This window comes from Steroidobacter cummioxidans, from assembly GCF_003104955.1.
Window position 1 is genome coordinate 15,882 of record NZ_LSRW01000027.1, and the last position, 26,850, is coordinate 42,731.

The 26,850-nt window shown below is 61.9% G+C and carries 21 protein-coding genes, 1 tRNA gene and 1 pseudogene; 6 read left to right on the forward strand and 17 right to left on the reverse strand.

The genetic code is table 11. The annotated features are described in order from the left end of the window. Window positions 1-12 precede the first annotated feature (12 nt). From D0550_RS15220 to D0550_RS15250, 7 genes are all read right to left on the reverse strand, one after another. The gene (locus D0550_RS15220) at window positions 13-849 is read right to left on the reverse strand and encodes an ABC transporter permease subunit (RefSeq protein WP_116810049.1); all 837 of its coding nucleotides are present in this window, start codon (window positions 847-849) and stop codon (window positions 13-15) included. Continuing rightward, complete coding sequence (locus D0550_RS15225; RefSeq protein WP_116810050.1) at window positions 846-1,853, reverse strand: ABC transporter permease subunit; 1,008 nt, start codon at window positions 1,851-1,853, stop codon at window positions 846-848. Before D0550_RS15225 ends, D0550_RS15220 begins: the two co-directional genes overlap by 4 nt. Next, window positions 1,850-2,992: an ABC transporter ATP-binding protein gene (locus tag D0550_RS15230; RefSeq protein ID WP_116810051.1), complete on the reverse strand. Its 1,143-nt coding sequence runs from the start codon at window positions 2,990-2,992 to the stop codon at window positions 1,850-1,852. Before D0550_RS15230 ends, D0550_RS15225 begins: the two co-directional genes overlap by 4 nt. A 20-nt stretch (window positions 2,993-3,012) precedes the next feature. Continuing rightward, a complete protein-coding gene (locus tag D0550_RS15235; RefSeq protein WP_116810052.1) occupies window positions 3,013-4,164 on the reverse strand; it encodes a polyamine ABC transporter substrate-binding protein in 1,152 nt (383 codons plus the stop codon). A 151-nt stretch (window positions 4,165-4,315) separates the two neighbouring features. Further along, complete coding sequence (locus D0550_RS15240; protein ID WP_116810053.1) at window positions 4,316-5,704, reverse strand: aspartate aminotransferase family protein; 1,389 nt, start codon at window positions 5,702-5,704, stop codon at window positions 4,316-4,318. Window positions 5,705-5,752: 48 nt separating this feature from the next. After that, window positions 5,753-7,087, reverse strand: a complete 1,335-nt coding sequence (locus tag D0550_RS15245; protein ID WP_116810054.1) for a glutamine synthetase family protein — start codon at window positions 7,085-7,087, stop codon at window positions 5,753-5,755. Between the two features lie 5 nt (window positions 7,088-7,092). Then, complete coding sequence (locus D0550_RS15250; protein WP_206606307.1) at window positions 7,093-7,857, reverse strand: gamma-glutamyl-gamma-aminobutyrate hydrolase family protein; 765 nt, start codon at window positions 7,855-7,857, stop codon at window positions 7,093-7,095. Window positions 7,858-8,105: 248 nt separating this feature from the next. Here D0550_RS15250 and D0550_RS15255 point away from each other — a divergent pair, with 248 nt between their 5' ends. The 3 genes from D0550_RS15255 (at window position 8,106) to D0550_RS15265 (ending at window position 13,333) form a co-directional block, all read left to right on the forward strand. Further along, window positions 8,106-9,479, forward strand: coding sequence for a glutamine synthetase family protein (locus tag D0550_RS15255; protein ID WP_116810055.1), 1,374 nt, complete (start codon window positions 8,106-8,108; stop codon window positions 9,477-9,479). A gap of 82 nt (window positions 9,480-9,561) precedes the next feature. Next, window positions 9,562-10,845 (forward strand): NAD(P)/FAD-dependent oxidoreductase, encoded by a 1,284-nt coding sequence (locus tag D0550_RS15260; protein WP_116810056.1) that lies wholly within the window; start codon window positions 9,562-9,564, stop codon window positions 10,843-10,845. 82 nt (window positions 10,846-10,927) lie between these two features. Beyond that, on the forward strand, window positions 10,928-13,333 hold the full coding sequence (locus tag D0550_RS15265) for a hybrid sensor histidine kinase/response regulator (protein WP_116810057.1): 2,406 nt from the start codon (window positions 10,928-10,930) through the stop codon (window positions 13,331-13,333). Between the two features lie 4 nt (window positions 13,334-13,337). On the opposite strand, the gene queD is transcribed toward D0550_RS15265, so the two are convergent. The 5 genes from queD to D0550_RS15290 form a co-directional block, all read right to left on the reverse strand. Further along, entirely contained in the window at window positions 13,338-13,694 is a 357-nt protein-coding gene (queD, locus tag D0550_RS15270) for a 6-carboxytetrahydropterin synthase QueD (RefSeq protein ID WP_116810058.1), read from the reverse strand. A 54-nt stretch (window positions 13,695-13,748) separates the two neighbouring features. Next, the gene (locus D0550_RS15275) at window positions 13,749-14,123 is read right to left on the reverse strand and encodes a hypothetical protein (protein WP_116810059.1); all 375 of its coding nucleotides are present in this window, start codon (window positions 14,121-14,123) and stop codon (window positions 13,749-13,751) included. Between the two features lie 215 nt (window positions 14,124-14,338). After that, window positions 14,339-16,561: a bifunctional 23S rRNA (guanine(2069)-N(7))-methyltransferase RlmK/23S rRNA (guanine(2445)-N(2))-methyltransferase RlmL gene (rlmKL, locus tag D0550_RS15280; RefSeq protein ID WP_116810060.1), complete on the reverse strand. Its 2,223-nt coding sequence runs from the start codon at window positions 16,559-16,561 to the stop codon at window positions 14,339-14,341. A 12-nt stretch (window positions 16,562-16,573) separates the two neighbouring features. Next, window positions 16,574-17,449 (reverse strand): N-carbamoylputrescine amidase, encoded by an 876-nt coding sequence (gene aguB / locus D0550_RS15285; RefSeq protein WP_116810061.1) that lies wholly within the window; start codon window positions 17,447-17,449, stop codon window positions 16,574-16,576. A 39-nt stretch (window positions 17,450-17,488) separates the two neighbouring features. Then, window positions 17,489-18,037, reverse strand: a complete 549-nt coding sequence (locus D0550_RS15290) for a cupin domain-containing protein (RefSeq protein ID WP_116810062.1) — start codon at window positions 18,035-18,037, stop codon at window positions 17,489-17,491. 155 nt (window positions 18,038-18,192) lie between these two features. Here D0550_RS15290 and aptA point away from each other — a divergent pair, with 155 nt between their 5' ends. Both aptA and D0550_RS15300 read left to right on the forward strand, forming a co-directional pair. Next, window positions 18,193-19,512: an omega-aminotransferase AptA gene (gene aptA, locus D0550_RS15295; RefSeq protein WP_116810063.1), complete on the forward strand. Its 1,320-nt coding sequence runs from the start codon at window positions 18,193-18,195 to the stop codon at window positions 19,510-19,512. Between the two features lie 166 nt (window positions 19,513-19,678). Continuing rightward, entirely contained in the window at window positions 19,679-22,480 is a 2,802-nt protein-coding gene (locus D0550_RS15300) for an EAL domain-containing protein (protein WP_153067185.1), read from the forward strand. A gap of 65 nt (window positions 22,481-22,545) precedes the next feature. On the opposite strand, the gene D0550_RS15305 is transcribed toward D0550_RS15300, so the two are convergent. The 4 genes from D0550_RS15305 to D0550_RS15320 all read right to left on the reverse strand — a co-directional run bounded on the left by D0550_RS15305 (window position 22,546) and on the right by D0550_RS15320 (window position 25,698). Beyond that, complete coding sequence (locus tag D0550_RS15305; protein ID WP_161965843.1) at window positions 22,546-23,262, reverse strand: TorF family putative porin; 717 nt, start codon at window positions 23,260-23,262, stop codon at window positions 22,546-22,548. Between the two features lie 296 nt (window positions 23,263-23,558). After that, window positions 23,559-23,927 (reverse strand): cupin domain-containing protein, encoded by a 369-nt coding sequence (locus tag D0550_RS15310; RefSeq protein ID WP_116810069.1) that lies wholly within the window; start codon window positions 23,925-23,927, stop codon window positions 23,559-23,561. Window positions 23,928-24,049: 122 nt separating this feature from the next. Beyond that, window positions 24,050-24,754, reverse strand: coding sequence for an OmpA family protein (locus tag D0550_RS15315; RefSeq protein ID WP_161965844.1), 705 nt, complete (start codon window positions 24,752-24,754; stop codon window positions 24,050-24,052). Between the two features lie 170 nt (window positions 24,755-24,924). Beyond that, the gene (locus tag D0550_RS15320) at window positions 24,925-25,698 is read right to left on the reverse strand and encodes an SDR family NAD(P)-dependent oxidoreductase (protein ID WP_116810067.1); all 774 of its coding nucleotides are present in this window, start codon (window positions 25,696-25,698) and stop codon (window positions 24,925-24,927) included. A gap of 258 nt (window positions 25,699-25,956) precedes the next feature. Here D0550_RS15320 and D0550_RS15325 point away from each other — a divergent pair. Next, a tRNA-Met gene (locus tag D0550_RS15325) sits at window positions 25,957-26,033 on the forward strand. A gap of 218 nt (window positions 26,034-26,251) precedes the next feature. On the opposite strand, the pseudogene D0550_RS37150 reads toward D0550_RS15325, so the two are convergent. Further along, window positions 26,252-26,839 (reverse strand): annotated as a pseudogene (locus tag D0550_RS37150) (site-specific integrase); the annotation flags it as partial. Window positions 26,840-26,850: the final 11 nt, after the last annotated feature.

Below are 26,850 nucleotides of genomic sequence, written 5' to 3' on the forward strand. Positions count from 1 at the left end.
AGAACCATCGGTTTATTTGGACGCTGCGGCCATCTGCATGTCGCGCTGTCGGCGTTTTTCCTGGCGCGCCAGAAAGAAGCCGGCCGCGATTACACCGAGAGTCACGAGCAGCACGATGATGGTCGCGAGCGCGTTGATGTCCGGGCTCACGCCCAGACGCACTTTGGAAAAGATCACCATGGGCAGCGTGCTCGCACCCGGTCCGGACACGAAGCTGGCAATCACCAGGTCGTCCAGCGAAATGGTGAACGCCAGCAACCAGCCGGACACCAGCGCCGGCGCGATGATGGGCAGGGTGATGACGAAGAAAATCTTCGCTGGCCGCGCGCCGAGATCCATCGCTGCCTCTTCCAATGAGTCATCGAGCGACGACAGCCGCGACTGCACGATGATGGTGACGTACGCCAGCGTCAGCGTGGTGTGCGCGATGGTAATCGTCGTGAAGCCGCGCCCGGCGGGCCAGCCGAACGCGCTTTCCATCACGACGAACAGCATCAACAACGACAGGCCCGTGATGACTTCCGGCATCACCAGCGGCGCAGTCGTCATGCCCGACAGCAGCGTGCGACCACGAAACTTGCCGAATCGCGCCAGCGCGAGCCCCGCCAACGTGCCGAGAATGACTGCCCCCGTGGCGTTGGTCGCGGCGATCTTCACTGACAGCCACGCCGCGTCCAGGATCTGACGATTCTCGAGCAGCCGCCCGTACCACTGAGTCGAGAAGCCGCCCCACACCGTGACCAGCCGCGATTTGTTGAACGAGTAGACGATCAACGACAGGATCGGGATGTAGAGGAACGCGAAGCCGAAGACGAGCACGGAAAGGCGGAACGTCGATGATTGCTTCATCGATGCGCTCCGCGAGCCTCGGCTGCCTGCGCCCGTTGCAGTAGCACGATCGGGATCACCAGCAACAGCAGCAACGCAATCGCCACTGCGCATGCCGCGGGCCAATCGCGCTTGGTAAAGAACACCTGCCAGAGCACCTTACCGATCATCAACGAATCGGACGGCCCCAGCAGCTCCGGAATCACGAACTCGCCGACCGCCGGAATGAACACCAGCATCGAGCCGGCGATGATGCCCGGCAGGGACAACGGCAGCGTGACGGTCATGAAGGTCTTGAAGGGCCGCGCGCCCAGATCGGCCGCCGCTTCCAGCAAGGTCAGATCCATCTTCTCCAGGTTGGAGTACAGCGGCAGGATCATGAACGGCAGATACGAGTACACGATGCCGACATAGATCGCGAAGTTGGTCTGCAACATCACGATGGGCTCATCGATGAGGCCGGTCCACATCAGGAAGTTGTTGATGAGGCCGTTGTTCTTCAGGATGCCGATCCAGGCATACACGCGCAGCAGGAACGAGGTCCAGAACGGCAGGATCACCATCATCAGCAGGAGGTGACGCCACGTCGACTGGGCGCGGGCGATCGCATATGCCATTGGATAGCCGATCAGCAAACACAACGCTGTCGAGATCGCCGCGACCTTGATCGAGTTGAGGTAGGCCCGCCAATACAGGCCGTCCTGGATCAGGTTCGCGAAGTTCTTCAGCTGCACATTGATCTGCGCAATGTTGCCGTCGAGCCAGCTCAGCAGCGGCTGGTACGGCGGAATGCCGATGCGCGCTTCCGAGAACGAGATCTTCAGAACGATGATGAACGGCACCAGGAAGAACAGCAGCAGCCAGAAATACGGAACGGCTGTGGCCAGCGTGCGCCCGGTAATACCCCAGCGCACCAGGCGCGCCTGCGTCCAGCGATACGGCGGCAGCCTGCTCAGGAAATCGAGGATGAGCTGAACCCCCGCGGAGTGACGATGGCGGGAGGGCGCCGCAGCGCGCGTGTTCATTCGCTCAATACCACAGGACTGGAGGCATGCCAGCTCAAGTACACCGTCTGTTCCCAGGTGATGGAATCGTCGGCGTGCCGGTAGGTATTCGGCTGCGTGACTCGCACGATCTTGTTGGAAGGCAGTCGCACGAGGTACACGGACATGTCGCCCATGTACGCGATCTCCTTGACCGTGCCCTGCGCGACGTTGTCGGTCTGATTGGGCCGCTCGACGGAGATGTTGATCTTCTCCGGACGAATCGCGGCGAACACCACCGCATCGGGTGCGGAGCTCACGCCGTGATCGACATAGATAGTGCCGCCCAGCTCGGGCGAATCGATGCGCACGTGGTCCGGCTCGTCCTCGATCAGCCGGCCCTCGAACATGTTCACGTTGCCGATGAACTCGGCGACGAACTTGCTGTTCGGATATTCGTAGATGTCCTTGGGCGTGCCGATCTGGACGATCTCGCCCGAGTTCATGACGCCGATGCGCGTCGACAGCGTCATCGCCTCTTCCTGGTCGTGCGTGACGACCACGAACGTGACGCCGAGCTGTTCCTGAATGTTCACCAGCTCGAACTGGGTGTGCTCGCGAAGTTTCTTGTCGAGCGCACCGAGCGGCTCATCGAGCAGCAGCAGCTTGGGACGCTTCGCCAGCGAGCGCGCCAACGCAACGCGCTGACGTTGACCGCCCGACAGCTGATGCGGCTTGCGCTTGGCGAACTGCTGCAGCCGCACGAGCTTGAGCATGTCGTCGACGCGCGCGGCGATCTCGTCCTTCGGCAGGCCGTCCTGCTTCAGGCCGAACGCAACGTTCTGCTCCACCGTCATGTGCGGAAACAACGCGTACGACTGGAACATCATGTTCACCGGGCGCTCGTACGGCGGGATGCCGGTCATGTCGACGCCATCGATGAACAGCTTGCCGCTGGTGGGCTCCTCGAAGCCCGCCAGCATGCGCAGCAGCGTGGTCTTGCCACAGCCCGAGCCGCCGAGCAGGCAGAACAGCTCCTTCTTATAGATCTTCAGCGATACGTCGTTGACCGCGACGAAGTCACCGAACTTCTTGGTGACGCGGTCGATGTGTACGTAAGGAACAGCTTGCGGATCGTTCCAGACCGCAAGCTGTTGCTGGGGCCGCGGGTTCGTGGCCATTTAATATCGGTCGTCGCTCTTTATCGGCCGGTGGTGAACTTCTGCCACAGGCGCGCCATGGTGGCAGTGGCCTGCTCGCCGTAGGCCAGCGACGGGAACAGCTTGGCCCGCACTTCCGGCGTCGGGTAGATGCCCGGGTCGTTCTTCACTTCGTCCTTCACCAGCGCGAAGGACTCGGCATTGCCGTTGGCGTAGAACTTGAAGTTGGAGTTGTTGGCCGCGACCTGCGGATCCATCAGGTAATTGATGAAGGCGTGCGCGTTCTTCGGGTGCTTGGCATCGGCCGGGATGGCCAGCATGTCGAACCACACGACGGTGCCTTCCTTCGGGATCGAGTACGCAATCTTCACGCCCTGGCCAGCTTCGGCGGCACGATCGCGCGCCTGCAGGATGTCACCGCTCCAGCCGATGGCTACGCACAGCTCACCGTTGGCGAGATCGTCGATGTACTGCGACGAGTGGATCTTGCGGACGTAGGGACGGATCAGCTGCAGCTTCTCGGCGGCAGCGTTCAGGTCTTCTTCCTTCTGGCTGTTGGGATCGCGGCCCATCCACTGCAGCACGACTTTGAGGATCTCATCCGGCGCGTCCAGCATGGAGACGCCGCAGTCCTTGAGCTTGGCGATCTGCGTGGGATCGAAAATCTGGCTCCAGGAATCCAGCGGCTGGTCGCCGAGGGCTTTCTTGACCTTGTCGACGTTGTAGCCGATGCCCGTGGTGCCCCACATGTAGGTCACGGAATGTTCATTGCCCGGATCGTGGAGCGCGACGCGCTGCTGAATGTCCGGATCCATATTGGCCAGATTCGGCAGCTGCGACTTGTCGAGCTTCTGGAACACGCCGGCTTTGATCTGGCGCTCCAGGAACGAGGCCGACGGCACCACCACGTCGAAGCCGGAGTTGCCGGCCAGCAGGCGCGTCTCCAGCATGTCGTTGGAATCGAAGACGTCGTAGGTGACCTTGATGCCGGTCTTCTGCTCGAAGTTCTTGATGGTGTCTTCGGCGATGTAGTCCGACCAGTTGTAGACGTGCAGGACCTTTTCTTCAGCACGCGCGGCACCTGGCGCCTCGGCCAGGTTGGCTTCTTCCTTCTTGCCGCAAGCAGCGACCGCCAGTGCGATCGTGGTAACGGCCAGGCCGGCGCGCAGTGAACTGTTGAACGCCCTACTCATCAGGATTTCTCCCCGCAACGTTGGTTGTTCCAAGCCCATGAGTGCCACCGCACGGGCTCGGTGCTGCGCGGGAGGGTATCGCAGAACAGGGGCGTGGGCTATAACCTGCGGCGCTTGGATCTACCGGGCGGAGCAGCTCGCGGCGGCGGCGTTAAATTCGGCCCTGACGCACTAATTCCTGCTGGGTTTGATCCAAAGCGAGGCGTGCTTTTTCGACCAGCTCGTCGATCTGCGCCCGCGTAATGACCAAAGGCGGTGCAATGATCATGGTGTCACGCACCGCTCTCATCACCAGACCGTTGGCGATGCACAGGTCGCGGCACATCAGGCCCACTTCGCCGGGGTCGGGGAAGGCCTGGCGCCTGGCCTTGTCCTTCACCAATTCGAGCGCGCCGATCAAACCAACGATGCGCGCTTCACCGACCAGTGGGTGGCTCGCCAGCTCCTGCCAGCGTCGTTGCATGTACGGACCCACGTCGTCGTGAACGCGCTCGACGACACGCTCTTCACGCAGAATGTTGATGGCGGCACACGCAACGGCGCACGCCACAGGGTGGCCGGAATAAGTGAAGCCGTGATGAAACTCGCCGGCCTTGTCGGTCATGACCGCAGCGACCCGGTCGCCGACCATGACGCCACCGATCGGCAGATACCCCGAGGACAGGCCCTTCGCGATCGGCATCAAATCGGGGCGGATGCCGAAATATTCCGAGCCGAACCAGTGGCCGGTGCGGCCGAAGCCGCAGATCACCTCGTCGGCGATCAGCAGGATGCCGTACTTGTCGACGATGCGCTGAATCTCGGGCCAATAAGTCGATGGCGGGACGATCACGCCGCCCGCGCCCTGAATGGGCTCGCCGATGAATGCGGCCACTTTCTCCGGACCAATCTGCAAAATCTTTTCTTCGAGCGCCTGCGCTGCGACCAGACCGAACTCTTCGGGCGACAGCTCGCCGCCTTCACCGAACCAGTACGGCTGGCGAATGTGCACGATGCCAGGAATCGGCAAGCCGCCCTGCTCGTGCATGGGCTTCATGCCGCCCAGGCTGGCGCCGGCCATGGTGCTGCCGTGATAGGCGTTGTGACGACTGATGATGACCGTGCGCTCGGGCTGACCGAGCACATTCCAGTAGTGACGCACGGTGCGCACGACGGTGTCGTTCGCCTCCGAACCTGAACCGGTGAAGAACACGTGCTTGAACTGCGGCGGCGTCACTTCGGACAGCAGGCGCGCCAGCTCGATTGCGGGTGGATGGGCCACCTGGAAGAAACTGTTGTAGTACGGCAGCTCCTGCATCTGCCGATAAGCGGCGTCGGCCAGCTCGCGCCGGCCGTAGCCCAGGCTCACGCACCACAAGCCGGACATGCCGTCGAGAATGCGACGGCCGTCCGACTCATATAAGTACACGCCCTCGGCACGGGTGATGACCCGCGTGCCTTTCTTGCTCAGCGCCGCATGATCCGTGAACGGATGGATGTAATGAGCGGCATCGAGCGCCTGCCACTCGCGGGTGCTGCGTTCGGGAATGGAGGACGCCATGATGCTGCGCTGGGATTAACGGAAACGACGGAAATAAGTCATGGGTGGTTACACGTTCAATAACAGGTGCTCGCGTTCCCACGAGCTGATGACCTGTAAAAAGGTTTCGTATTCGTTCTCTTTCACGGCCGCGTAGGCGATGACGAAACGCTCGCCGAGGATCTCGATCAACGGCCGGCAGTCACGCAGCAGCCGCAGCGAATCTTCGATGTTGCGGGGAAGAGAGAACGGCAAGTCATACGCGCTGCCGGAGATCGGCTCGCTCGGCTTGAGTCCTTCGACCATGCCGAGATAGCCGCACGCCAGCGAAGCTGCGATGGCCAGATAGGGATTCGCGTCGGCGCCGGCGATGCGGTTTTCGACACGACGGTTTTTGGGATTCGACACCGGCACGCGTAGTCCCGCGGTCCGGTTGTCATAACCCCATTGTGTATTGATCGGTGCGGAATAGTGCCGCGTGATGCGCCGATAGGAATTCACGTTCGGCGCGAACAACGACATGGCGGCCGGCAAATACTTCTGCAGACCGGCGATGTGCGAGAAGAACAGCGGCGACGGACGGCCCTCGGCATCGCTGAACACATTGTTACCTGTGCGGCGATCGACGATGCTCTGGTGGATGTGCATGGCACTGCCCGGCTCGCGAGCCATTGGCTTCGCCATGAACGTCGCATACATCTTGTGACGAAGCGCCGCTTCACGCGCCGTGCGCTTGAAGAGGAATACCTGGTCGGCGAGCGACAACGCGTTCCCGTGCAGCAGATTGATTTCCATCTGCGCCGCGCCGTCTTCGTGAATCAGCGTATCGATCTCGATGTCCTGCGCCTCGCAGAACGCATACATGTCGTCGAACAACGGATCGAACTCGTTGACCGCGGCGATCGAATACGACTGACGCCCCACTTCAGGGCGGCCCGAGCGACCGATCGGCGGCTTCAACGGATAATCGGAGTCGGTGTTCGGCTCGATCAGATAGAACTCGAGCTCGGGCGCGACCACCGGATCCCAACCGTGCTGCGCGTAGAGCTCGAGCACGTGCTGAAGCACATAGCGCGGCGCCATCGTCACCGGGCGACCGTCGGAGTAGAAGCTGTCGTGAATCACCTGCGCGGTCGGCTCGGCTGCCCACGGCACGACGCGAACAGAGGCGGGATCGGCCTTCATCACCACGTCGATTTCCGACGGGTTGATGGCTCGCTCGTCATCCGGATAGTCGCCAGTGACCGTCTGCAAGAAGATGCTCTCGGGCAGACGCATGCCCTCTTCCTCGGCGAACTTCGCCGCCGGCATCAGCTTCCCACGCGGCACGCCGGCCATGTCGGGAATGATGGCCTCACACTCTGAAATGCCGTGTTCTTTGAAAAATTGTTGAATGGCGCTCATACGAATCACCTTGCCGCTCGCTGGTGGGCACGCTCGCGCGCGGCTTCACCAAAAGCAGTGAACAGCGCGCGCGAAAAAGGGTTGTCCTTGAACTTCCACTCGGGGTGCCACTGCAGCCCGAGCGCGAGCGACGGTGCGTCCGCCACTCGAAAAGCTTCGATCACTCCATCCGGCGCACGCGCCTCGACGACGAGGCCGCGTCCCAGGGTCTGCACTCCCTGAGAGTGCAATGAGTTCACTTTCACTCGCCGCTCGCCGGACAGTCGCGCGAGCAATCCATCCGGGGTCAGCTCGATGTCGTGCGCCGGGCCGTACTGCTCATCGAGCGGCGCGGCGGTGTCCTCGCGATGATTCTGATAGCCCTGCACTTCGTGCAGCTTCTGCCAGAGCGTGCCGCCGAACGCGACATTCATCTCCTGGAAACCGCGGCAGATCGCCAGCAGCGGCAAGCCGGCTTCGATCACTCGCGGGATCATCGGCAAAGTCGTCGCGTCTCGATACGCATCGTGCAGCGTGCCAGGATCGCTGATCGGACCCTGATATCGATGCGGCTCGATGTTCGATGGGCTGCCGGTCAGCAGGATGCCATCGAAGTCGGCGAGCAGCTCACGCGCTTCCAAGCCGTCGCCGAGCGAAGGGATCAGGACCGGGACTGCTTGAGCGCCTTCCGCCACTGCCGCGATGTATTTCTCGCCGACGCAGTGGAAGTAATGGTGGCCCAACAGACGCCTGTCCGCCGGAATACCGATGAGGGGCCTGCGAGTTGACACGTTTAAGATCTTTAACAACCCGCCACATCGGTGGCGTGGTCGCGAGGCATCATTTAACCACAATCCGGGCCCGGTCGCCCGTCCGGCAATGGATGAGGGGGATAAACAACAATCTTTTCAATTGGTTATAAGACCGCCCTCGCCGACCATCCTCTTGCCGCCAGCCGTTGGCAGTGGCTATCCTCGCTGGCGCGGCAGCGCGCCGGTAATTCGCTCATCGCACCCAGATCTTAAACAGGTAACCCCTTATGGCGGTCAGTGACCCGTCTGTGCAGCTGACCACCTTTCGGCAGCAATACCCTCATACGCGCTTTGTCGATGTGCTGCTGGCAGATTTGTGCGGAATCCCGCGCGGCAAGCGCGTGACTCTCAACGAGCTGCCAGGGATCTATCACGGTAGCTTCCTGTTGCCCGGCTCGATGTTCGCGCTCGACGTGCTCGGCGGCACGATCCAAGAAACGGGACTCGGCTTCGACGAAGGCGATGCCGACCGCCGCTGCCTGCCGATCGACGGCACGCTGGTGCCGGTGCCCTGGCGCGAGGGCGAAGGCATTGCTCAGGTGCAGGTCTCGATGGTCGATCACGACGGCTCACCTTTCTATGGCGATCCGCGTCATGTGCTGGCCGACGTGTTGAACCGCTTCAGTGCATTGGGTCTCACGCCGGTGGTGGCGATCGAGCTGGAGTTCTATCTGCTCGACCCGGAGCGAACTGCCGACGGCCGCGCGCAACCGCCGCGCCTGCCGCAAACCGGTCGGCGCGAGTATCTGACGCAGATCAACTCGATGGTCGACTTGAATGAATACTCGGCGGTGCTCGCCGAGATTTCGGCGGCCTGTGGAGCTCAGCAGATTCCGTCCGGCACCGCGCTCGCGGAATATGGCCCCGGTCAGTTCGAAGTGAACTTACAACACTCTGCCGACGCCCTGCTCGCCTGCGATCAAGCGATTCGTTTCAAGCGACTGGTACGAGGCGTTGCTGCTCGTCACGGCATGGAAGCGACGTTCATGCCCAAGCCGTACATGGATCACGCCGGCAGCGGCGCTCACATTCACGTGAGCATGCTCGATCGAGACGGTCGCAACATCTTTGCTTCGGACGACCCCACCGGCAGTGCTTCGTTGAAACATGCGATCGGTGGCCTGGCGACGACGATGGCGGACGCCATGCTGATCTTCGCCCCGACCGCCAATTCCTATCGACGCTATCGATCCGAATCGTATGTGCCGCTCAACCCGAACTGGGCCGTGAACAATCGCGGCGTGGCGTTACGCATCCCCGCGAGCACGCCCGAGAATCGACGCATCGAGCATCGCGTCGCCGGCGCAGACGCCAATCCCTATTTGCTGACCGCCGCCGTACTCGCCGGCATTCACTACGGCTTGCAGCGCGACCTCGACCCAGGTGCCCCGGTGGCCGGAAACGCATACCGCGATGCCGCTACCACGCTGCCCATCACCTGGCCCGAGGCCGCGCTGAAGTTCGAATCCAGCAGCGTAATGCGAGATTACCTCGGCGAAAAATTCCACCGCCTGTTCGTGACAACCCGCCGCGGCGAGTTGCAGGCATTCGAGTCACACATCAGCCCGCTGGAGTACGCGTGGTACGCGCGGACTTGCTGAGTACTGTGGGAAGTCGTGCGCTCGGTCGCGCGTGCTCGTTACCCGCGAACCAGTAAAATACGAGCCCCCACTGGAGCATCATTTGACCACGGATCCCAACACTGCGATCTCCTACTACGCGGCCTCGGCAAATCCCGCGCCCGAACATCCGCAGCTTCAGGGCGATGTGACCGCGGACGTTTGCGTGATTGGCGGCGGCATCGCCGGCTGCTCGACCGCGCTCGATCTCGCCGAACGCGGCTATAAAGTCGTGCTGCTCGAAGGTCAGCGCATCGGCTGGGGCGCGTCCGGCCGCAGCGGCGGTCAAGCCATCAGCGGATTTGCCAGCGGTCAGAGCAAGCTGGTCCAGCAGGTTGGCGCCGAGAACGCCCGACGGATGTGGGACATCTCGCTGGAAGGCCTGCAACTGATCCGCGATCGGGTGGCGAAGTACCACATCGACTGCGACCTGCACTGGGGACAGATGCACGTCGCTATCAAGCAGCGTCAACGCGAAACGCTGTTGCACGAGCAGCGCGAGGCCGAAGACACGTACGGCTATCGTCAGCTCGAATTCCTCGAGCGCGATAAGGTCGAATCGCTACTGGCAACCAAGCGCTACATCGCCGGGCTGTATGACCGGGGCAGCGGGCATCTGCATCCGCTGAATTACACGCTGGGCCTCGCCGCCGCCGCCAGCGCCGCCGGTGTTTCCATTCACGAGCACTCGCTCGTTACAAACATCAGCTACGACCAGCCCGCGATCGTGAGCACAGGCACCGGCAGGGTACGAGCGAGCTACGTCGTGCTCTGTTGTAACGCCTACTTGAATACACTCGTGCCGTCGCTGCGCTCACGCATCATGCCAGTGGGCACATACATCATCGCGACCGAGCCCCTCGGCGAAATCCGCATGAAACGCCTCATGCGGGACAACATTGCCGTCACGGACATCAATTTCGTGCTCGACTACTTCCGGCGTTCGGCGGACTTTCGTTTGTTGTTTGGCGGTCGAGTCAGTTATTCGGGGCTGGACCCATTCAACACTGCCGACGCCACGCGCAAACGTATGCTCAAGGTATTTCCCCAGCTGGCCGACGTCCGCGTCGAATATGCCTGGGGAGGTTATGTCGACATCACCATGAGCCGCGCCCCGGATTTCGGCCGTCTCGCTCCGCACATCTATTATTTACAAGGCTTTTCCGGCCATGGCATCGCCCTGACCGGGATCGCCGGCCGGCTGGCTGCCGAGGCCATTGCCGGGCAGGCGGAACGTTTCGACCTGTTCACCCACCTGAAACATCGAAATTTCCCGGGCGGCGAGCTGCTACGGATGCCGGCGCTGGTGCTGGCCATGCTCTGGTACCGCGCCCGCGACCTGCTGTAGCCGCGCTACTGGAACTTCCGACGCTTTGAAACATATTCAGCATTTGCACTCGGCTGGTCTGCCGAGTCTACGCGGTGCGCGAATGAACCAGGGGATCGACACCGACTCGACGCGCGACACTTCTTCCAGTGTCGCGCCCGTTGCAGCGGCCGAGGCAAGGCCCCGCACCAGTATCCTGCTCGTCGACGACCAGCCCGCTCGCCTGCTGACATATGAAGCAGTGCTTTCCGGCATCGATGTCGACTGTGTACGCGCTTTGTCGGGCAGAGACGCACTCAAACAGCTGCTGACCCGCGACTTCGCGCTCATCCTGCTCGATGTGAACATGCCCGACATGGACGGGTTCGAGACCGCCCGTCTGATCCGCGAACATCCACGCTGGGAGCGCACTCCCATCATTTTCGTCACCGGCATGAATGTCTCTGAGCTGGATCAGCTCAAGGGTTACGAAGTCGGCGCTATCGATTACATCCCCGTGCCGGTGGTACCAGAGATCCTGCGCTCCAAGGTCACGGTGCTGGTGGAACTGCACCAGCGGCGACGCTATCTCGAGGCGCTCAATACATCCCTGACCCAGGCGCGCAGCGACCTGGAAATCCGTCACGCGAGCGCGCTCGCCGAGCGCGATGCGCAACTGCACGCCATCTTCGAGCATCCCACGGAACTGTTCGTCGTCCTGCAGGCCGTGCGTGGCCCCTGCGGAACCATCGTCGACTTTCAATATCGGGACGCGAATACAAACTCGCTGGAACTGCTGGGCTATGGCCGCGACCAGCTGCGGGGTTGCCGCCTCACGGAATTGTTCGATCCTGAAGCCGCCAGCCGGATGATTGCCCAATCCGCACAAGTGCTGCAGACCCGGCAGATCGTGCGTTACGAAGCGCAGCATCGCGACAAGGATTTCTTCATCACGCTGTTTCCCATGGGGCCCGAGTGCGTCGTCAGCTCCGGCACCAACATTACGGAGCGCAAGCGGGCGGAGGCAGCACTCCGCCATAGTGAAGCTCGCCATCGCGCACTGCTGGATCATGCGCCCGTCGGCGTCGCTCACAACTCGCTGGATGGCAGGTTTGAATACGTCAACCACGCGTTCTGCAAGCTCGTCGGTTATAGCCCCGAGGAGCTACATAACAAGCGCTGGCAAGACCTCACCCATCCGCAGGACGTTGCGCAGGATCAGGAGCTGGCGAATCAAGTCATCACCGGCAAACTTACCGACTACACCATCCAGAAGCGCTATGTCCGCAAGGACGGCAGCATCGTGTGGGTGAATCTGTTCGGCAATTTCGTGGCGGACGACGCTGGGCGCCCGGTGCAGGGCGTCGCGATCGTCATCGACATTACCGAACAGATCGATTCACAGCGCCTGCTGCGTGAAAGCGAGGCTCGCTGGCGAGAAGCCAACACACGCAAGGATGAGTTCCTCGCGATGCTGAGCCACGAGTTGCGCAACCCCGCCGCCGCAATCGGCAACGCCGCGCAGGCGCTGTCACGCCTCACCGTGAATCGCGACCAAGAACAAGCGCTGATCGGCATCGTGAAACGACAGATCGGCCATCTGGGCCATCTGCTCGACGATTTGCTGGAGGTGTCGCGCATTACTCAGGGGCGTATCGAGATCAATCGCGAGCGCCTCACCTTGCAGTCGTGCATCGACAGCGCGATCGAGACTGCGCAACCGCTGATGCAGGAAAAGAAACATCGACTCACCTCGATCGTGTGCCCCGAGCCCCTGTGGGTGTACGCCGACAAAGTGCGACTCGCTCAATGCATCGCGAACCTGCTGACCAACGCCGCCAGGTACACCAAGCCCGGCGGCGAGATTCAGGTGCGGGCAATGATCGAAGACGACGCGGCGGTGGTGGCGATCATCGACAACGGCATCGGCATGCCCGCCGAGCTGATTTCCCGCGTCTTCGAGCTATTCGTACAGGGCGAGCGCGCCCTGGATCGCTCACAGGGCGGGCTCGGCATCGGACTCGCCGTTTGTCGCATGCTCATAGAGATGCAGGGCGGGACTGCGGCGGCCAGCAGCCCCGGCATCGACCAGGGCTCGACCTTCACCCTGCGCCTGCCGCTCGCGATACAGGCACACGATGCCTCAACTGAAGTGAGCGCAGACAACGGCGGCCCGGCACGCGTCATGATCATTGACGACAATCGCGACGCGGCCGATTCACTCGCTTTGTTACTTCAGCTCGAAGCGCATGCCACGCTCACCGCGTACTCCGGCGCGACCGCACTCGACCAGGCCGAAGGGTTCGACCCGCAGTTCGTGCTGCTGGATATCGGTCTGCCGGAAATGGATGGGTATGAAGTGGCGCGTCGCTTGAAGGCAATCTGCCCACGTGCACGCCTGATCGCGGTGACGGGCTATGGTCTCGCCGGCGACAAACAACGCTCGGCCGACTCGGGATTCGCTGCGCATCTGGTGAAGCCGGTGAATCTCACCGACATCCAGACGGCCTTCACCACGCTCACCAGCTGATCGATTACTCGCCGCGGTACTCGCAGCCGCTGGTGCAGGTTTCGTGAATCACGACCTTGCTCAGCAACGGCAGCACCGGCTTGGCCTGCTGCCACACCCAACGAGCGAGATTTTCGCTGGTGGGATTCTCCAGCCCCTCGATCTCATTCAAGTAATGATGATCGAGCCGGTCGTAGATGGGCTGGAACGCGCGCTTCACATCGGCGAAATCCATCACCCAGCCGGTGACCGGATCGACCTCGCCGCTGACATGCAGCTCGATGCGGAACGAGTGGCCGTGCAGGCGCGCGCACTTGTGGCCCGCCGGAACGTTCGGCAGGCGATGCGCAGCCTCGATGGTGAAGACACGAAAAATATTCATATGTGAAAAAGGCGCCGCAAGCGGCGCCTTTCGATTATCTCAGCTGCCGAAAATTTACGCAGCTTTGCGACGACGCGAGCTGGACACGCAGCTGCAAGTACCACAAGTGCAACGGATGCCATTGCAATCGCTGCACACGCCGAAGTCCACCGAGCCGTAATGACGGCGGCACTGTTCGCAGTACGGCTTGCGGCGGCCAGTACGAGCGGTGCGATAAGAATCCACTGCGGCCGCGCTCTGGTCGGCCGGTTCACCCGTGCAAGCGCTCAGGTCCTTGCTCACGATCCCACGCATGAAAGTGCTGGAGGTCATGGAGCCGACCTTGAACAGGCGCATCTGCTCGCGGGCCAAGCCCATCTGCGCGACGGGGTCGTAGATCACCACGCCCAGCTTGGGATGAAAATGAACCTGGAACGGATCGCCGCTCATAACAATCACTTCACAATCGACGGGATGGCAGGGGGGTGGGCTCTGTAACGCGGGCGCAATTGTGCTGCAACAGCCCCGTCATAGCAATCAGCTGCCGCCCGTATTTGACGCTTTTCTTGCGGGGAAAAGCGCCTGCTTCACCCTTCTGGCGCAGCATTTTCCCGCGTCGACACCCGCCAGTGGACTTCGGCCCACTGGCGGTGGGGGACTTTCGCTCAGCGCACCGGCGCCGACGCGGCAGGATTTTCAGTAACTCCTGCAAGCACCTCGGCAGACGAGCGACGCCGTAAGACATAACAAGCATGAATGCGCGGATTGCGCTCGAAGTCCTTCGGCAGCGTGCGGCGGCCGATGTCTTCGATCTCGAATGCCGCCAGCCCGTCGCGATCCAGGCGAAACCGCGTGTAATTGTTGGAGAACACGATGATGCCGTCGGGGGTCAGCAGCTGCGCAGCAAGAGTCAATAGTTGGACGTGGTCCCGCTGCACATCGAAATCCTGCTCCATTCGTTTGGAGCGCGAATGAGTGGGCGGATCGATGAACATCAACTCCCAACGCCGCGATTTATCGCGCTGTTCTTGCAACCAGGCCAGGCAGTCGGCTTGCACGAAGCCGTGCTCGGGCCCTGCGAGGTTGTTCAACGCCAGGTTGCGCTTGGCCCAGTCGAGATAAGTGCGCGACATGTCGACCGTCGTCGACGACGCGGCGCCGCCTCCCGCGGCGAACACAGTTGCCGTGCCCGTGTACGCAAACAAATTCAGGAAACGTTTGCCACGAGCCAGCTCACCGACGTAACGACGCGTCAGCCGGTGATCGAGGAACAACCCGGTATCCAGATAGTCGGTGAAGTTCACCGCGAACCGATACGGCTGCTCGCGCACGATGTGATATTCGCGCTCGTTATCCAGCTTCTCGTATTGCGTGCCATCTTTTTGCTGGCGCCGCTCGCGAATGAACAAGCGATCCTCGGCCAGACTCAGCTCGTGAGGAATCACTGCGAGCGCTTCATTGCGCCGCTGACGCGCAGCCTTGGGCTCGATCGTCTTCGGCGGGGCGTACTCCTGCACGACAACCCAGCGCTCGCCATCGCCATTGCTGTACTGATCGATGGCGAATGCGTACTCGGGCATGTCGGCATCGTAGATCCGGTAGCAATCGACGTTCTCGCGACGCGCCCAGTCCTGCATCAACTTCAGATTCTTGCGTAGACGATTGGCGAACATTTGTGCGCCAGGCCGCTCGCGAAGCTCGGCGGCATCCGGCGGCGGCTTGCGCTCACCGACGTAGTCGCCGGGCGTTACGTCAAAACGCAACAACCGGCATTCGATGCGGCCATTGAATAGAGTGTGCGTGCGACGCGCGTTGATCCCCACCGCTTTCGCGAGCGGCGGATTGCCGGTCAGCACCGCTGCTTTCCAGCCTTCAAAATGCTCGCGCAGCCTCGCGCCCAATGTTTGATACAGCGCCTGCAATCGCTCTTGCTCGCCGATACGCTCGCCATACGGGGGATTGGTAACGACCAGGCCTGTCGTTGCTTCGCTCTGACGCGTCAACTGCTCCAGATCGCGCCGCTCGATGTGGACAACACCGCGCAGCTTTGCGCGCTCGACGTTCTCGATCGCGGCACGCACTGCCGTCGGATCGGCATCGTAGCCACGCAATGTCACCTTCCTCGTCGCCGCAGCCTCGCGACGATCGCGAGCTTCTTGGATCAGCCGTTCCCACAAAGCGCGATCGTGCCCGCGCCAGCGGATGAAGCCGAAGTAGCTGCGCAGTAGTCCGGGCGCAATATCGAGCGCCATCAACGCCGCTTCGATGGGCAGCGTGCCCGAACCACACATGGGATCGATCAGCTCGCCGCCCTCCTCCGCGATGGCCGGCCAGCCACAGCGAAGCAGTACCGCGGCGGCGAGGTTTTCCTTCAGCGGCGCGGCCACACCGCGAGCGCGATAGGCGCGACGATGCAGGCTGTCGCCGGAAAGATCGAGGCTGACCGTCGCGCGGTCGCGATCGAGCCGCACATCGATTCGCACATCGGGCTGCTCCAACTGCACCGAAGGCCGCTCGCCGGTGCGATCACGAAACTGATCGACGATGGCGTCCTTGGTCTTCAACGCGCCGAAATGCGTATGCGTGATGCCGCTCGACGAGCCGCCGAAGTCGATGGCAAGCGTGCCCTTCGGGCTGATGTGTTGCTGCCAATCGATGCTGCCGACACCTTCATACAGCTGATCCTGAGTCGCCGCCGGAAACGTGCCGAGTGGCAGCAACACACGACTCGCCGTGCGCGACCACAAACATGCGCGATAAGCGACCTCGAGCGAGCCTTCAGCCTGCACGCCGAGTTTGAACTCGCGAGTTTGAGTCGCGCCGCAATTGCGCAGCTCCGCGGCAGTGAGATCCGCGACGCCCGGCGGACACGAGACGAAAATTTGCATGAATAAAGTCGATCAGCGCGTGCGCTGTTGGCCGTCGAGCGTAAGGATGGGGCCGTACAATTCGGGCCGCCGATCGCGGAACACGCCCCAGGAATTGCGATAGTTACGGATCGCATCGAGGTCGAAGGTCGCGGTGAGCACCGCCTCGCCCTCGCGCGGCGCCTGCTTCACGATCGCACCCGTGTGATCGGCGATGAACGACGAACCGTAATACGTCACCGTCCAGTTCTGACCTTTCTCGGTGCCGACGCGATTCGACGCGATCAGCGGCATGATGTTGGACGCGGCGTGGCCTTGCATCGCGCGCTGCCAATGATCGCGCGAATCGATGCTCAGATCCTGCGGCTCCGAGCCAATCGCCGTCGGGTAGAACAGAATCTCCGCGCCCTGCACGGCCATGGCACGCGCCGACTCGGGGAACCACTGGTCCCAGCAGATCGCCACGCCGATGGTGCCGAAGCGCGTCGGCCACACTTTGAAGCCCGTGTCGCCGGGCGAGAAATAGAACTTCTCGTGATAGCCGGGGCTCTCGGGAATGTGCGCCTTGCGGTAGGTGCCGAGCAGCGAGCCGTCGGCATCGATGATCGCAACCGAGTTGTAGAAGGCGTTGCCGGCACGCTCGTACACGCTGCACGGGAGCACGACGTTCAGCTCGCGCGCCAGATCCTGAAAGCGACGCACGGCCGGGTTCTCCTGGATCGGCAGCGCCACCGCGAAACACTTCGGATCGTGCTCCTTACAAAAGTAAGGCGTCTCGAACAGCTCCTGGATCAGGATGATGTTCGCGCCCTGCTTGGCCGACTCGCGCACCAGCCGCTCGGCAGTGGCGAGGTTGGCCGTGCGATCCGGCGTGCTGGCGAATTGAGTGGCGGCAACCGTAGTCTTCATGACGCGTTCGAGCGCTCCTGGGTCAGGGTTGGGTAAAAGTTAGAAAGTCGGCGGCGTGCTGGCACTGATGATTTCGCACGGCTCGTCGCCAACGTTGCGGAACCGGTGGGGGACCGCGCTGGCGAAATAGTACGCGTCTCCGGGGCCGAGCACTCTGCTTTGACCGCCTACGGTCAATTCAATCTGGCCCGTCAGGATGATGCCGCCCTCCTCGCCCTTGTGGCTGAGCATGTCCGCGCCGGTGTCCGCGTTCGGCCGATAACGCTCGTGCATGATAGTCATTGCGCGATTGGCTCGCTTCGCTCCCACCAGCCGCAGCGACACGTCGCGGTCGCCGATGTCGGCGAGCTCGTCGCGGGCGTAGAAAACTTGGGGAGATTCCTGCAAATCCAAGGTGAAGAAGTCGGCCAGCGACATCGGCACGCCGTCCAGCACTTTCTTCAACGAGCTCACCGAAGGACTGACCCGATTCTGCTCGATCAGCGAAATCGTGCCGTTGGTGACGCCGGCGCGCTTGGCCAGCTCGCGCTGGGAGAGCCCGTACATCATGCGGACCGCCTTCAGATGACCGCCTACATCGATGCTCATTGCCGGCCTCGCCTATGGGAATCTGTTTAGAATAATAGACGAATCTGGCCGGCTGCCAGCTTTTTTCGGGCGTTCCATCAGGCCGATTTGAGCAGCGTGTTGATTTTTCTTATCATCTCCCCGCTCTGTCCTCCCACCCGATTCAGGCGGTGCCCATGTCCCCGGCCCTCACGCGCGAAGCTCTCGAAGCCTTCTGGATGCCCTTCACCGCCAACCGGCAGTTCAAGGATCAACCGCGCCTGCTGGCTCGCGCGGAAGGCATGCACTACTGGACGCCCGACGGCCGCAAAATACTCGACGGCTGCGCAGGCCTGTGGTGCGTAAATGCGGGACACGGTCGCAAAGAGATCACCGCCGCGGTCGCCGAGCAGCTCGCGACGCTGGACTATGCGCCCACCTTTCAGATGGGCCACCCCGCCGGCTTCGAGCTGGCGAATCGACTGATCCAGCTCACGCCGGGCGATCTGAATCATGTGTTCTTCACCAACTCCGGCTCGGAGTCGGTAGACACTGCGCTGAAGATCGCGATCGCGTATCACCGCGTCAAAGGCGAGGCGTCACGGCAGCGACTGATCGGTCGCGAAAAGGGTTATCACGGCGTCGGCTTCGGCGGCATCTCGGTCGGCGGCTTGTCGAACAATCGCAAGTACTTCGGCGCGCTGCTGCCCGGCGTCGACCATCTGCGCCACACGCTCGACATCGAGCACAACGCGTTCACGCGCGGCTTGCCTGAGTGGGGCGCACATCTGGCGGATGACTTGGAGCGACTGGTATCGCTGCACGATGCGTCGACGATCGCCGCCGTGATCGTCGAACCGATGGCGGGCTCTGCAGGCGTCATCCTGCCGCCCAAGGGCTATCTGCAAAAGCTTCGGGCCATCTGCGACAAGCACGGCATTCTGCTGATCTTCGACGAGGTCATCACCGGCTTCGGTCGACTGGGCACTGCGTTCGGCGCGCAGTACTTCGATGTGATGCCCGACATAATGACGACCGCCAAAGGACTGACGAACGGCGCGATTCCGATGGGCGCGGTGTTCGTGCGCAAGCAGATCTACGATGCGTTCATGCAGGGCCCGGACGGCATCGAGCTGTTCCACGGCTACACCTATTCGGCGCATCCGGCCGCCTGCGCAGCGGGCCTGGCCACTCAGGAAATCTACGAGCGCGAAGGCCTGCTCACTCGCGGCGCTGAATTGGCGAAGGCGTGGGAAGACGCGATTCACTCGCTGCGCTCATCGCCGAATGTCATCGACATCCGCAATCTCGGCCTGGTCGCAGGCATCGACCTGCAGCCTCGCGCCGGAGCAGCCGGTGCGCGTGGCTACGAAGCGCTGGTGAAGTGCTTCGAGAAAGGCATCCTGATCCGCACTACGGGCGACACGATCGCACTGTCGCCACCGTTGATCATCTCAACGACACAGATCGACGAACTCGTGACGCGCCTCGGGGAAGTGTTGAAGACGATCGCGTAGGCTCGGCCCTACGCGCACTTCGAAGCGGCGCGACTGCTGGATGCAGCGGTCTCTCAAGGATGAGATGCATCCCTCAGTTTGGAAAATGCCCCATAGATAGTCGGGGCAGTGCTTCGCAGACTACGGTTCTGCCGAAGTAAATCAGCTCCGCCGCTAAAAAGTTAACGTGGGTTACAGTCGATTGATCCGTGAAGGGCGCCAGTGGCTCGCCACTGCGCGCACGAGAGCCGCTGCGTCCGGCGTATTCTCGTCATGGAGCATTTCGACGCGGCTGATGGTCGCGTTCGTCAGCGTCGCAGTCCTTGCCGCCGCTGCGAACTTCATCGTGGAGCGCAGTACTTCGATCATCACCGGCCCGACGGTCGAGGCAGCACCGCCGCCAGCGCCTCTCATCAAAGTCGTCGTAACGCCTGCGGCGCCCGTTGTCGAAGCAGCAGACCCGGTCGAGACCCTCTCCGGCGACGATCTGATCCACGCCCTGGAGCGCTTCGACGAATCCGTCTACTCGGCCGTGCAATCCAGCTCGGTCGAGGCTCGCGCACGCTATCAGCAGCTCGGCAAAGAACTGGACCGCGTGACGACGCGCTTCATGGCACGCGCTGAAGCACTCGGCGATCGCTCTTACAAGTCCATCCCTGCCGCGATTCAACAGCACAAGCGCAACGCAGACCGTTGGATTCAGCTGTCGCAGGACCGGCGCCGGCTGATGCGCGAATATTCAGAGACCCTGGAGCACATGAATGGACGCTTGAACGCATCGCTCGACGGCGCATTCAAGATCTTCGGTCGCGTCGTCGCACGCCAGTCGCTGCTGCAACTCAATAGCAGCCTGAGCGGGCTTCGCGACAGTTTCGCAGCCGCCGTTCGCTCCTTCAGCGTGACCTCCGAAATCCTCGATCCCGTCAGCAAAGCGGAAGCCGACTTCGGACAGTCTCTGCAGGAAAATGCAAAGAGCCTGAGTCGCGCCGAAAGCAACGAGTGGCTCGCGGCCATGGAGCAAGATTTCGCGAAGCTGACCAAGCTGCGCGGCGCGCTGCTGAAGACGCACGAGGACCTGGTGACGACCGGCAATGGTTTCGTCGCGCAAACGGTGCAGCTGGTGGCGCGGATGCCAAAAGACGTCGCCGTGAAGCCCGCTCCTAAGCCGACAGCCAGCAACGCGCAGCCGCCGAGCCAGGAAACGAGTATTGCGCAGTCCGACACGCTGCAGCCCACTCAGCCATCGGCCGCAAACCTCCCTACCGAGGCGCCAGCGCCCGCATGGCAGGTCGAGCAACAACAGCAAGAAACAGATCGCAGCGTCGTCGCGTGGATCAGCGTCGCCGTGCTGGCGTTGTTGTTGTGGATTTCAATCGCCACCGTGCGCAGCGTCGTGCTACCGGTCCGCCGCATGATCCGGGCCTCAGTGAAGCTCGCCGCCGGCGAGCCGTGCGCCCGCGTGCCGCGAGGTGGCATCAAGGAGCTCGACTCGCTCGCCGTTGCTTTCAACAACATGGCCGAGCGATTGAGCAAAGCGCAGGCCGCCGCGCTCGACGCGCATCATCAGCTCGAAGAGAAAGTGGCCGAGCGTACGCGTCAGCTGCAGGAACTGGCGGAAGTCGATCCGCTGACCGGCCTGCCGAATCGGCGTCATCTGTTCAAGCTGTTGAACGCGAGCCTCGAACGCGCCTCGCAGACCAATCGTCGCGTCGGCGTGCTGTTCCTCGACGTGGACAACTTCAAGAACATCAACGACAGCATCGGCCACTCGTTCGGCGATCGCGTGTTGCGCGGAATCGCACAACGACTGCAGTCCGCCTCACAGCCGCTGGGATTTGCGGCCCGCCTGGGCGGTGACGAGTTCACCGTCATCTGTGAAGACGCCAAGGACCTCGAGCAGATCCGCGACGCGAGCGAGCAGATCATTCGCGCGTTCCATACGCCCCTCGATGTGGACGGGCGGGAGCTGATCATCGGCGTGAGCGTCGGCGCCAGCATCTATCCAGATCACGAGCAGGACGCCGAATCCTTGTTGATCGCAGCGGACACGGCACTGTTTCATACGAAAGCTCTGGGCCGTGGCCGAGCCAGCATGTTCACACCGGAGTTGCTGGCCGGCGCCTCCAACAAATTCCGCATCGAGCAGGACCTGCGCCGCGCGATCGAGCGCAACGAGTTCGAGCTGTTCTTCCAGCCCGAAGTGAGCATCGAAGACCTTCAAACGCAGCTGGTCGAAGCACTGATCCGCTGGCGCACGCCCGACGGTCGTTATGTGCCGCCAGGCGAATTCTTGAGCGTCGCCGAAGAGTCCGGGCTGATCATGGAAATCAGCGATTGGGTGTTACGTACCGCGATTCGCGCGGCGGCCGAGTGGTATCGCGGCCCGTGGCCCCAAGCGCGCGTGGCGATCAACGTTTCGCCGCGGCAGCTGCTGGATTATCGATTCGTCGATCGTGTGCGCGAACTGCTCACTGAATTCGATGTGCCGCCTCGTTGTATCGAAATCGAACTGACCGAGTCGGTGCTGCAAACCGGCCCCGCCACGATCGAACAACTGCACCGCTTGCGCGCGCTCGGCGTCGCCATCGCCCTCGACGACTTTGGCACGGGCTACTCGTCTCTGTCCTCGCTCGAGCGCCTGCCGCTGACCCGCGTCAAGCTCGATCGCAGCCTCATCGAAAGTATCGACACGAACACTCGCTCACGCTCCATCGTGCGCGCCATGATCGACATGTGTAACGGCCTTGGCCTGCAGGTCACCGCCGAAGGCCTGGAACGAGCCGAGCAGTTCGAGCGCTTCCTCGGCTGCAAGAATCTTTCTCTGCAGGGCTATCTGCTGTCGCGACCAGTGGCGATGGATCAGGTGTTTGCAGCCATGGCCAGCGCCGATCAGCGAGCGCAGGAACTGGTGCTGCTCTCGACACCGAACGCGGTTGCGACCGTCATCAAACAATTGCCCGCAGCGCCCAGCCGCTCAGTGAGCGCATAAAAAAGCCCCGCAGGTTCGCTGCGGGGCTCTCTTCATTCAACCCAAGGCCAGCCGTTCGCTGCCGCTTAGTTGTTGCTCCACGGGAACGTAGTGGCGACCGTGAAGACCACGCGCGACTCGGAGCTGAACACATCGCCCGGCGTCCCATCGGACGATTTCAGATCGCTGCCATCGACCCACTTCAGCCCCAGGCTGAAATTGCCGGCGGTGTAACCGACGCCGAGCGAGTAATCGAAATATTCGCTATTCGAGTTGCTCCAATAGTCGCCGAAGCTATAACCGGCGTGCGCCTGCAGGGTGAAGTTCTTCGGCAGAGGGAACGCACCGTTGGCCTCGGCGTAGAACGCCGGCGTAGACCCGCTGGTGCTTTTACCGCCGAAATCATTCGAGTACCACAGCTTGCCCTTGAACCAGTCCTTGCTGATGCTGCCGTAGGCTTCGAAATAGTTGTAATCGCTCTCGTCGGGATACGTGTAGTACACCAGGCCCACGTCGTAGCCCAAGCCGCCTTCACTCTGGCCAGAAAAGCCCGTGTAGACGTCGACTTCAAGATCCACACCCACACCGGGGCCGAAATCCACGTTGCTGCCCCAAGCGCCGACGTACCAGCCGCTATTCGCGGCATAGTCGATGCTGCCCTGGATCGCGGGATCCTGAGCGGATTGGGTGATGCCGCGGAAGTCGTAATCGCTCGCCAATGTCCAGGTCGATGACACACCGGCGTTGGCCGCCGTCGCTGCTCCCAGCATTCCGAGTGCCGCCAGAATCCTGAAGTGTCGCATGGGTCTCCCCTTTGTGGTGAGAAAGAAACATGCCGAGTCCGGCATGTAGTATGAGTTTACTGAGATCGGCCAGATTTCCCGTTTTTCTGCGGCAAAAACACCACAGTCATGTACACAAAGTCATAATGCACCAAGCATGCCAGGGCATTTCTACAGGCACGCGACAGCCCCTGCCGCGCCGCTCACCCAGCAATGGCGCGGGCCTGTATACGAAGGGATCAATTTTGAGAGTTAGATGCGCTGCTCACCGATGGGGCAGACCGCCCTACATTGGCGCAATCAGACCCGACCCTGCACTACGCCGGCTCGTAAATCACATAGAGCTTCGCAGTCGGTTCGAGCACTTCCCAAACACCGCTGAAACCCGCAGGAATGACGAAGGAAGCGCCGGCAGAAAACGTCCAGCCGCGGCCCGATTCATGCTCGATTCGCACGCGGCCGCGAGTGATGTAACAAAACTCGTTTTCCGAATAACGCACGCGCCACTTGCCGGGCGTGCTCTCCCAGACACCGGCGAAAAAACGGCCGGTGCTATCGCTGAAATAATTACGGGCGACCTGCTCGGGATTGCCCGCGAGCAAGCGATCGGGCGGCGGCTTGGAGTGCGTGGTCTCCGGAGCGGTCGCGCCGAAATCCACGATCAACGAACTGGCTATTTCGGACATCACGATGCTCGCTAAGCACATTTGAGGTATCCGGACTGTAGAAGGTGACGGAGGTCATGGCTACTGCAGAAGCCGTTAAGAAACGGCCGGCGGCCATCCGCCGGCCGTTTGTACGAGCGAACTCACTCGTTACGCGCCACCGCTGGGGTGGCCGTGGGCCGGATGGACAGACTCACCCGACGCTCCCACGCATAGGCCTCCAGATCTCCTTTCGGCGCCGTGGTGAGATCCGAGCCATGAGCAGACAACCGAATCTGCTCTGGCGCTGCACCACCGCGAATTAGCGCCTCGCGCACCGCATTCGCGCGCTCCAGCGACAGTTCAAGATTTTTCTTGGACGAGCCGCGCGGATCGGCGAAACCATGCAGCTGCACCTCCAGCTGACCATGCAGCGCCAGCAACTTGCCGAGCTCCTCCAGCTTGCTCACCACATCCACTTCCATGTTCGCGTCATTCGTACGGAACAACACATCGGCATGCAGACGCTCGGCCAGCGCATCGAGCATTTGGTCACCACCGGTCCGCTCGCTCGCTTTCGCCAGCGCAATGCGCGTATCGACCAGCTCCTGCTCGAGCTTCCGGGATTGCTCTTCCATCTGTTTGGCGTGCAGCTGCGCCCGATTCGTCGTGCCGACGCTATCGCCAAGAATGCCGCCGAACATGAAGCCCACCGCCGCGCCGATCGGGCCACCGACGATGGCACCCGCCGCCGCGCCGCTGAACATGCCGACGCCTTCTTCCTTCGTGAATTTGTTCTTTTCGCCGGCGTGCGCCGCACCCGCAGTCAACGCCACAGCCACCGCAGTCACCAATACCTTCTTGAACATAGTCGCACTCCTCATCGAACCCCCGTCGTTGCTCCCCTCGTGGGAGGCGGGTGACGTTTGCCCGTGAGTGCTATTCAAAGCCCGGATGCGGACGCAATCCGTGGTGCGCTATGGCGATGCGGCGAAGGAATGTGGCGAATTGTGGCTCGCCACTTCCCGCAGCAACATTCTCAGAGCTGGGTGGTGAGATGGCCGCCGTCGACCACGATGGTCGCGCCATTCATATAGCTCGACGCATCCGACGCCAGCAGCAGCAGCGGCCCTGTCAATTCTTCGAGCTCGCCGAGCCGGCGCATCGGCATGCGCTTGATCATCGTCAAGCCGCCTTCGGTGTCGAAAAACTCTTTGTTGATTTCCGTCGCGAAATAACCAGGCGCGATGCCGTTCACGCGAATCTTGTACCGCGCGAGCTCCAACGCCATCGATCGGGTGAGCTGCGTGAGCCCCGCCTTGGATGCCGCGTACGGCGCAATCTGGCCCGCCTGCCTGAAACTCAAAATGGATTCGATGTTGATGATGCTGCCGCCCTTGCCGCTGGCCTTCATGCGACGCGCAGCTTCGGTGGCGACGAGGAATGCGCCGCGCAGATTCACGTTCAGCACAGCATCGAAATCCTCCTCGGTCTGCTCCAGCAACGGCTTGCTGATCGACACGCCGGAGTTGTTGACGAGCACATCGATGGGCCCCAACTCCTGCTCGATCGCCTGCACCGCCTGTCGCACCGATTCGCTGTTCGCCACATCGAGCTTGGTCGTGGCAGCCACGCCGCCCGATTTGCGAATCTCCGCCGCAATCGACTCCAACACCTCAACCCGACGCGCGGCCAACCCGACCTTAGCCCCCTCACTCGCAAGCACCTGCGCGAAGTGAGCGCCGAAGCCGCTCGACGCGCCGGTGATCAAGACAACTTTGCCCCGTACTGAAAATCGCTGACTGCTGGTCATGGCCCCTCCCTTTGGACGCGCGACTTTAGCAAACCGGGCTTTGCGGAAAAGCCATCTCGATTGACGAGCGCGCCGTGCCGACCGCGGCCATTCGTCGGCCGGTTCGCGGTGATTTATCAGCCAAAGCCCGCATTTTCGCCCCGGAACGTGCAATTCCCGAGCGCTCGTCTTGACACCCCGGACGCCCCCCTGGAGAATCGCCGCCCCCGCTTCTAGGGAACCGCCAATTCGCGCGGTCCCACTGTCGGAAAACGGCTTGGAAAGGTAGCTCAGCCGGTTAGAGCACGGCACTCATAATGCCGGGGTCGAGGGTTCGAGTCCCTCCCTTTCCACCATACATTTCCCTTAGCATTCCGCGAGTTACGCATTCGTAGCGTGGTTCCAGTGCCAATCCAGTGCCAAAACGCTGGGAGGGCGGAAGGGATGCCGGGGGATCGAATTCCAATCCTGGCTCGGACGGCCCCGTCAGCACTGACGGCCTCGCCTCCATCGCTCGGCGGATCGCCTCGATGTCCTCCGGCTGGGAGCCATCGATCCAGGTGGCGTACGTATCGAGCATCGTCTGCACGCTGTGCCCGTGCTGCTTGGCGACCCACAGCAGATTCTTGCCGAGCATCAGGTTCCAGCTCACGAACGAGTGGCGGGCGTTGTACGGCTCGCGGTAGCGGCCCTTGACCGTCATGCTCAGCGACCAGCGCCAGCGGTCGTAGGGATGCCTGATCAGTCCGAAGGGTTTGCCATTCGCGCGGAAGAACAGATGATCGTGTCTGATTCGACCTGCCTGCTTCATGCGCTCCCTCAGCGCGAGTTGCCGATTGAGCACTTCGATCGCTCGCGGGCATAGCTCGACGATTCGATCGACGCCGGTCTTGGTGCGGTCCTTGTCGCGGTTCATCACGCGAGCCTTGGTGACCTTGAGCTTGCCCTGCTGGAGATCACAATCCTGGACCAGCAGTGCGAATTGCTCCGAGGGACGCAGGCCCGTGAAGAAACGAAACTCATCGTAGTTGCCCTGCGCCTCGCCCCAATCACGGTGGATCGCGGCGATCAGCGCTTCGGCCTCTTGAATCGAGAATGGATCCGGGGCCGGGCGATCCTTCTTCGTCAGGCGAAAGCACTTGAGCACCTGTCTCTTATACACATCTCCGAGCC

Excerpts from the sequence above, each read along its gene's own strand:
- D0550_RS15275 (WP_116810059.1), bottom strand. The coding sequence starts at position 14,123 with ATGAGCGGCGATCCGTTCCAGGTTCATTTTCATCCCAAGCTGGGCGTG.
- D0550_RS15310 (WP_116810069.1), bottom strand. The coding sequence starts at position 23,927 with ATGTCCGAAATAGCCAGTTCGTTGATCGTGGATTTCGGCGCGACCGCT.
- D0550_RS15245 (WP_116810054.1), bottom strand. The coding sequence starts at position 7,087 with ATGAGCGCCATTCAACAATTTTTCAAAGAACACGGCATTTCAGAGTGT.
- D0550_RS15235 (WP_116810052.1), bottom strand. The coding sequence starts at position 4,164 with ATGAGTAGGGCGTTCAACAGTTCACTGCGCGCCGGCCTGGCCGTTACC.
- D0550_RS15220 (WP_116810049.1), bottom strand. The coding sequence starts at position 849 with ATGAAGCAATCATCGACGTTCCGCCTTTCCGTGCTCGTCTTCGGCTTC.
- D0550_RS15240 (WP_116810053.1), bottom strand. The coding sequence starts at position 5,704 with ATGGCGTCCTCCATTCCCGAACGCAGCACCCGCGAGTGGCAGGCGCTC.
- aptA (WP_116810063.1), top strand. The coding sequence starts at position 18,193 with ATGTCCCCGGCCCTCACGCGCGAAGCTCTCGAAGCCTTCTGGATGCCC.
- aguB (WP_116810061.1), bottom strand. The coding sequence starts at position 17,449 with ATGAAGACTACGGTTGCCGCCACTCAATTCGCCAGCACGCCGGATCGC.
- D0550_RS15255 (WP_116810055.1), top strand. The coding sequence starts at position 8,106 with ATGGCGGTCAGTGACCCGTCTGTGCAGCTGACCACCTTTCGGCAGCAA.
- D0550_RS15265 (WP_116810057.1), top strand. The coding sequence starts at position 10,928 with ATGAACCAGGGGATCGACACCGACTCGACGCGCGACACTTCTTCCAGT.
- D0550_RS15315 (WP_161965844.1), bottom strand. The coding sequence starts at position 24,754 with ATGTTCAAGAAGGTATTGGTGACTGCGGTGGCTGTGGCGTTGACTGCG.
- D0550_RS15305 (WP_161965843.1), bottom strand. The coding sequence starts at position 23,262 with ATGCGACACTTCAGGATTCTGGCGGCACTCGGAATGCTGGGAGCAGCG.
- D0550_RS15320 (WP_116810067.1), bottom strand. The coding sequence starts at position 25,698 with ATGACCAGCAGTCAGCGATTTTCAGTACGGGGCAAAGTTGTCTTGATC.
- D0550_RS15225 (WP_116810050.1), bottom strand. The coding sequence starts at position 1,853 with ATGAACACGCGCGCTGCGGCGCCCTCCCGCCATCGTCACTCCGCGGGG.
- D0550_RS15230 (WP_116810051.1), bottom strand. The coding sequence starts at position 2,992 with ATGGCCACGAACCCGCGGCCCCAGCAACAGCTTGCGGTCTGGAACGAT.
- queD (WP_116810058.1), bottom strand. The coding sequence starts at position 13,694 with ATGAATATTTTTCGTGTCTTCACCATCGAGGCTGCGCATCGCCTGCCG.
- D0550_RS15290 (WP_116810062.1), bottom strand. The coding sequence starts at position 18,037 with ATGAGCATCGATGTAGGCGGTCATCTGAAGGCGGTCCGCATGATGTAC.
- rlmKL (WP_116810060.1), bottom strand. The coding sequence starts at position 16,561 with ATGCAAATTTTCGTCTCGTGTCCGCCGGGCGTCGCGGATCTCACTGCC.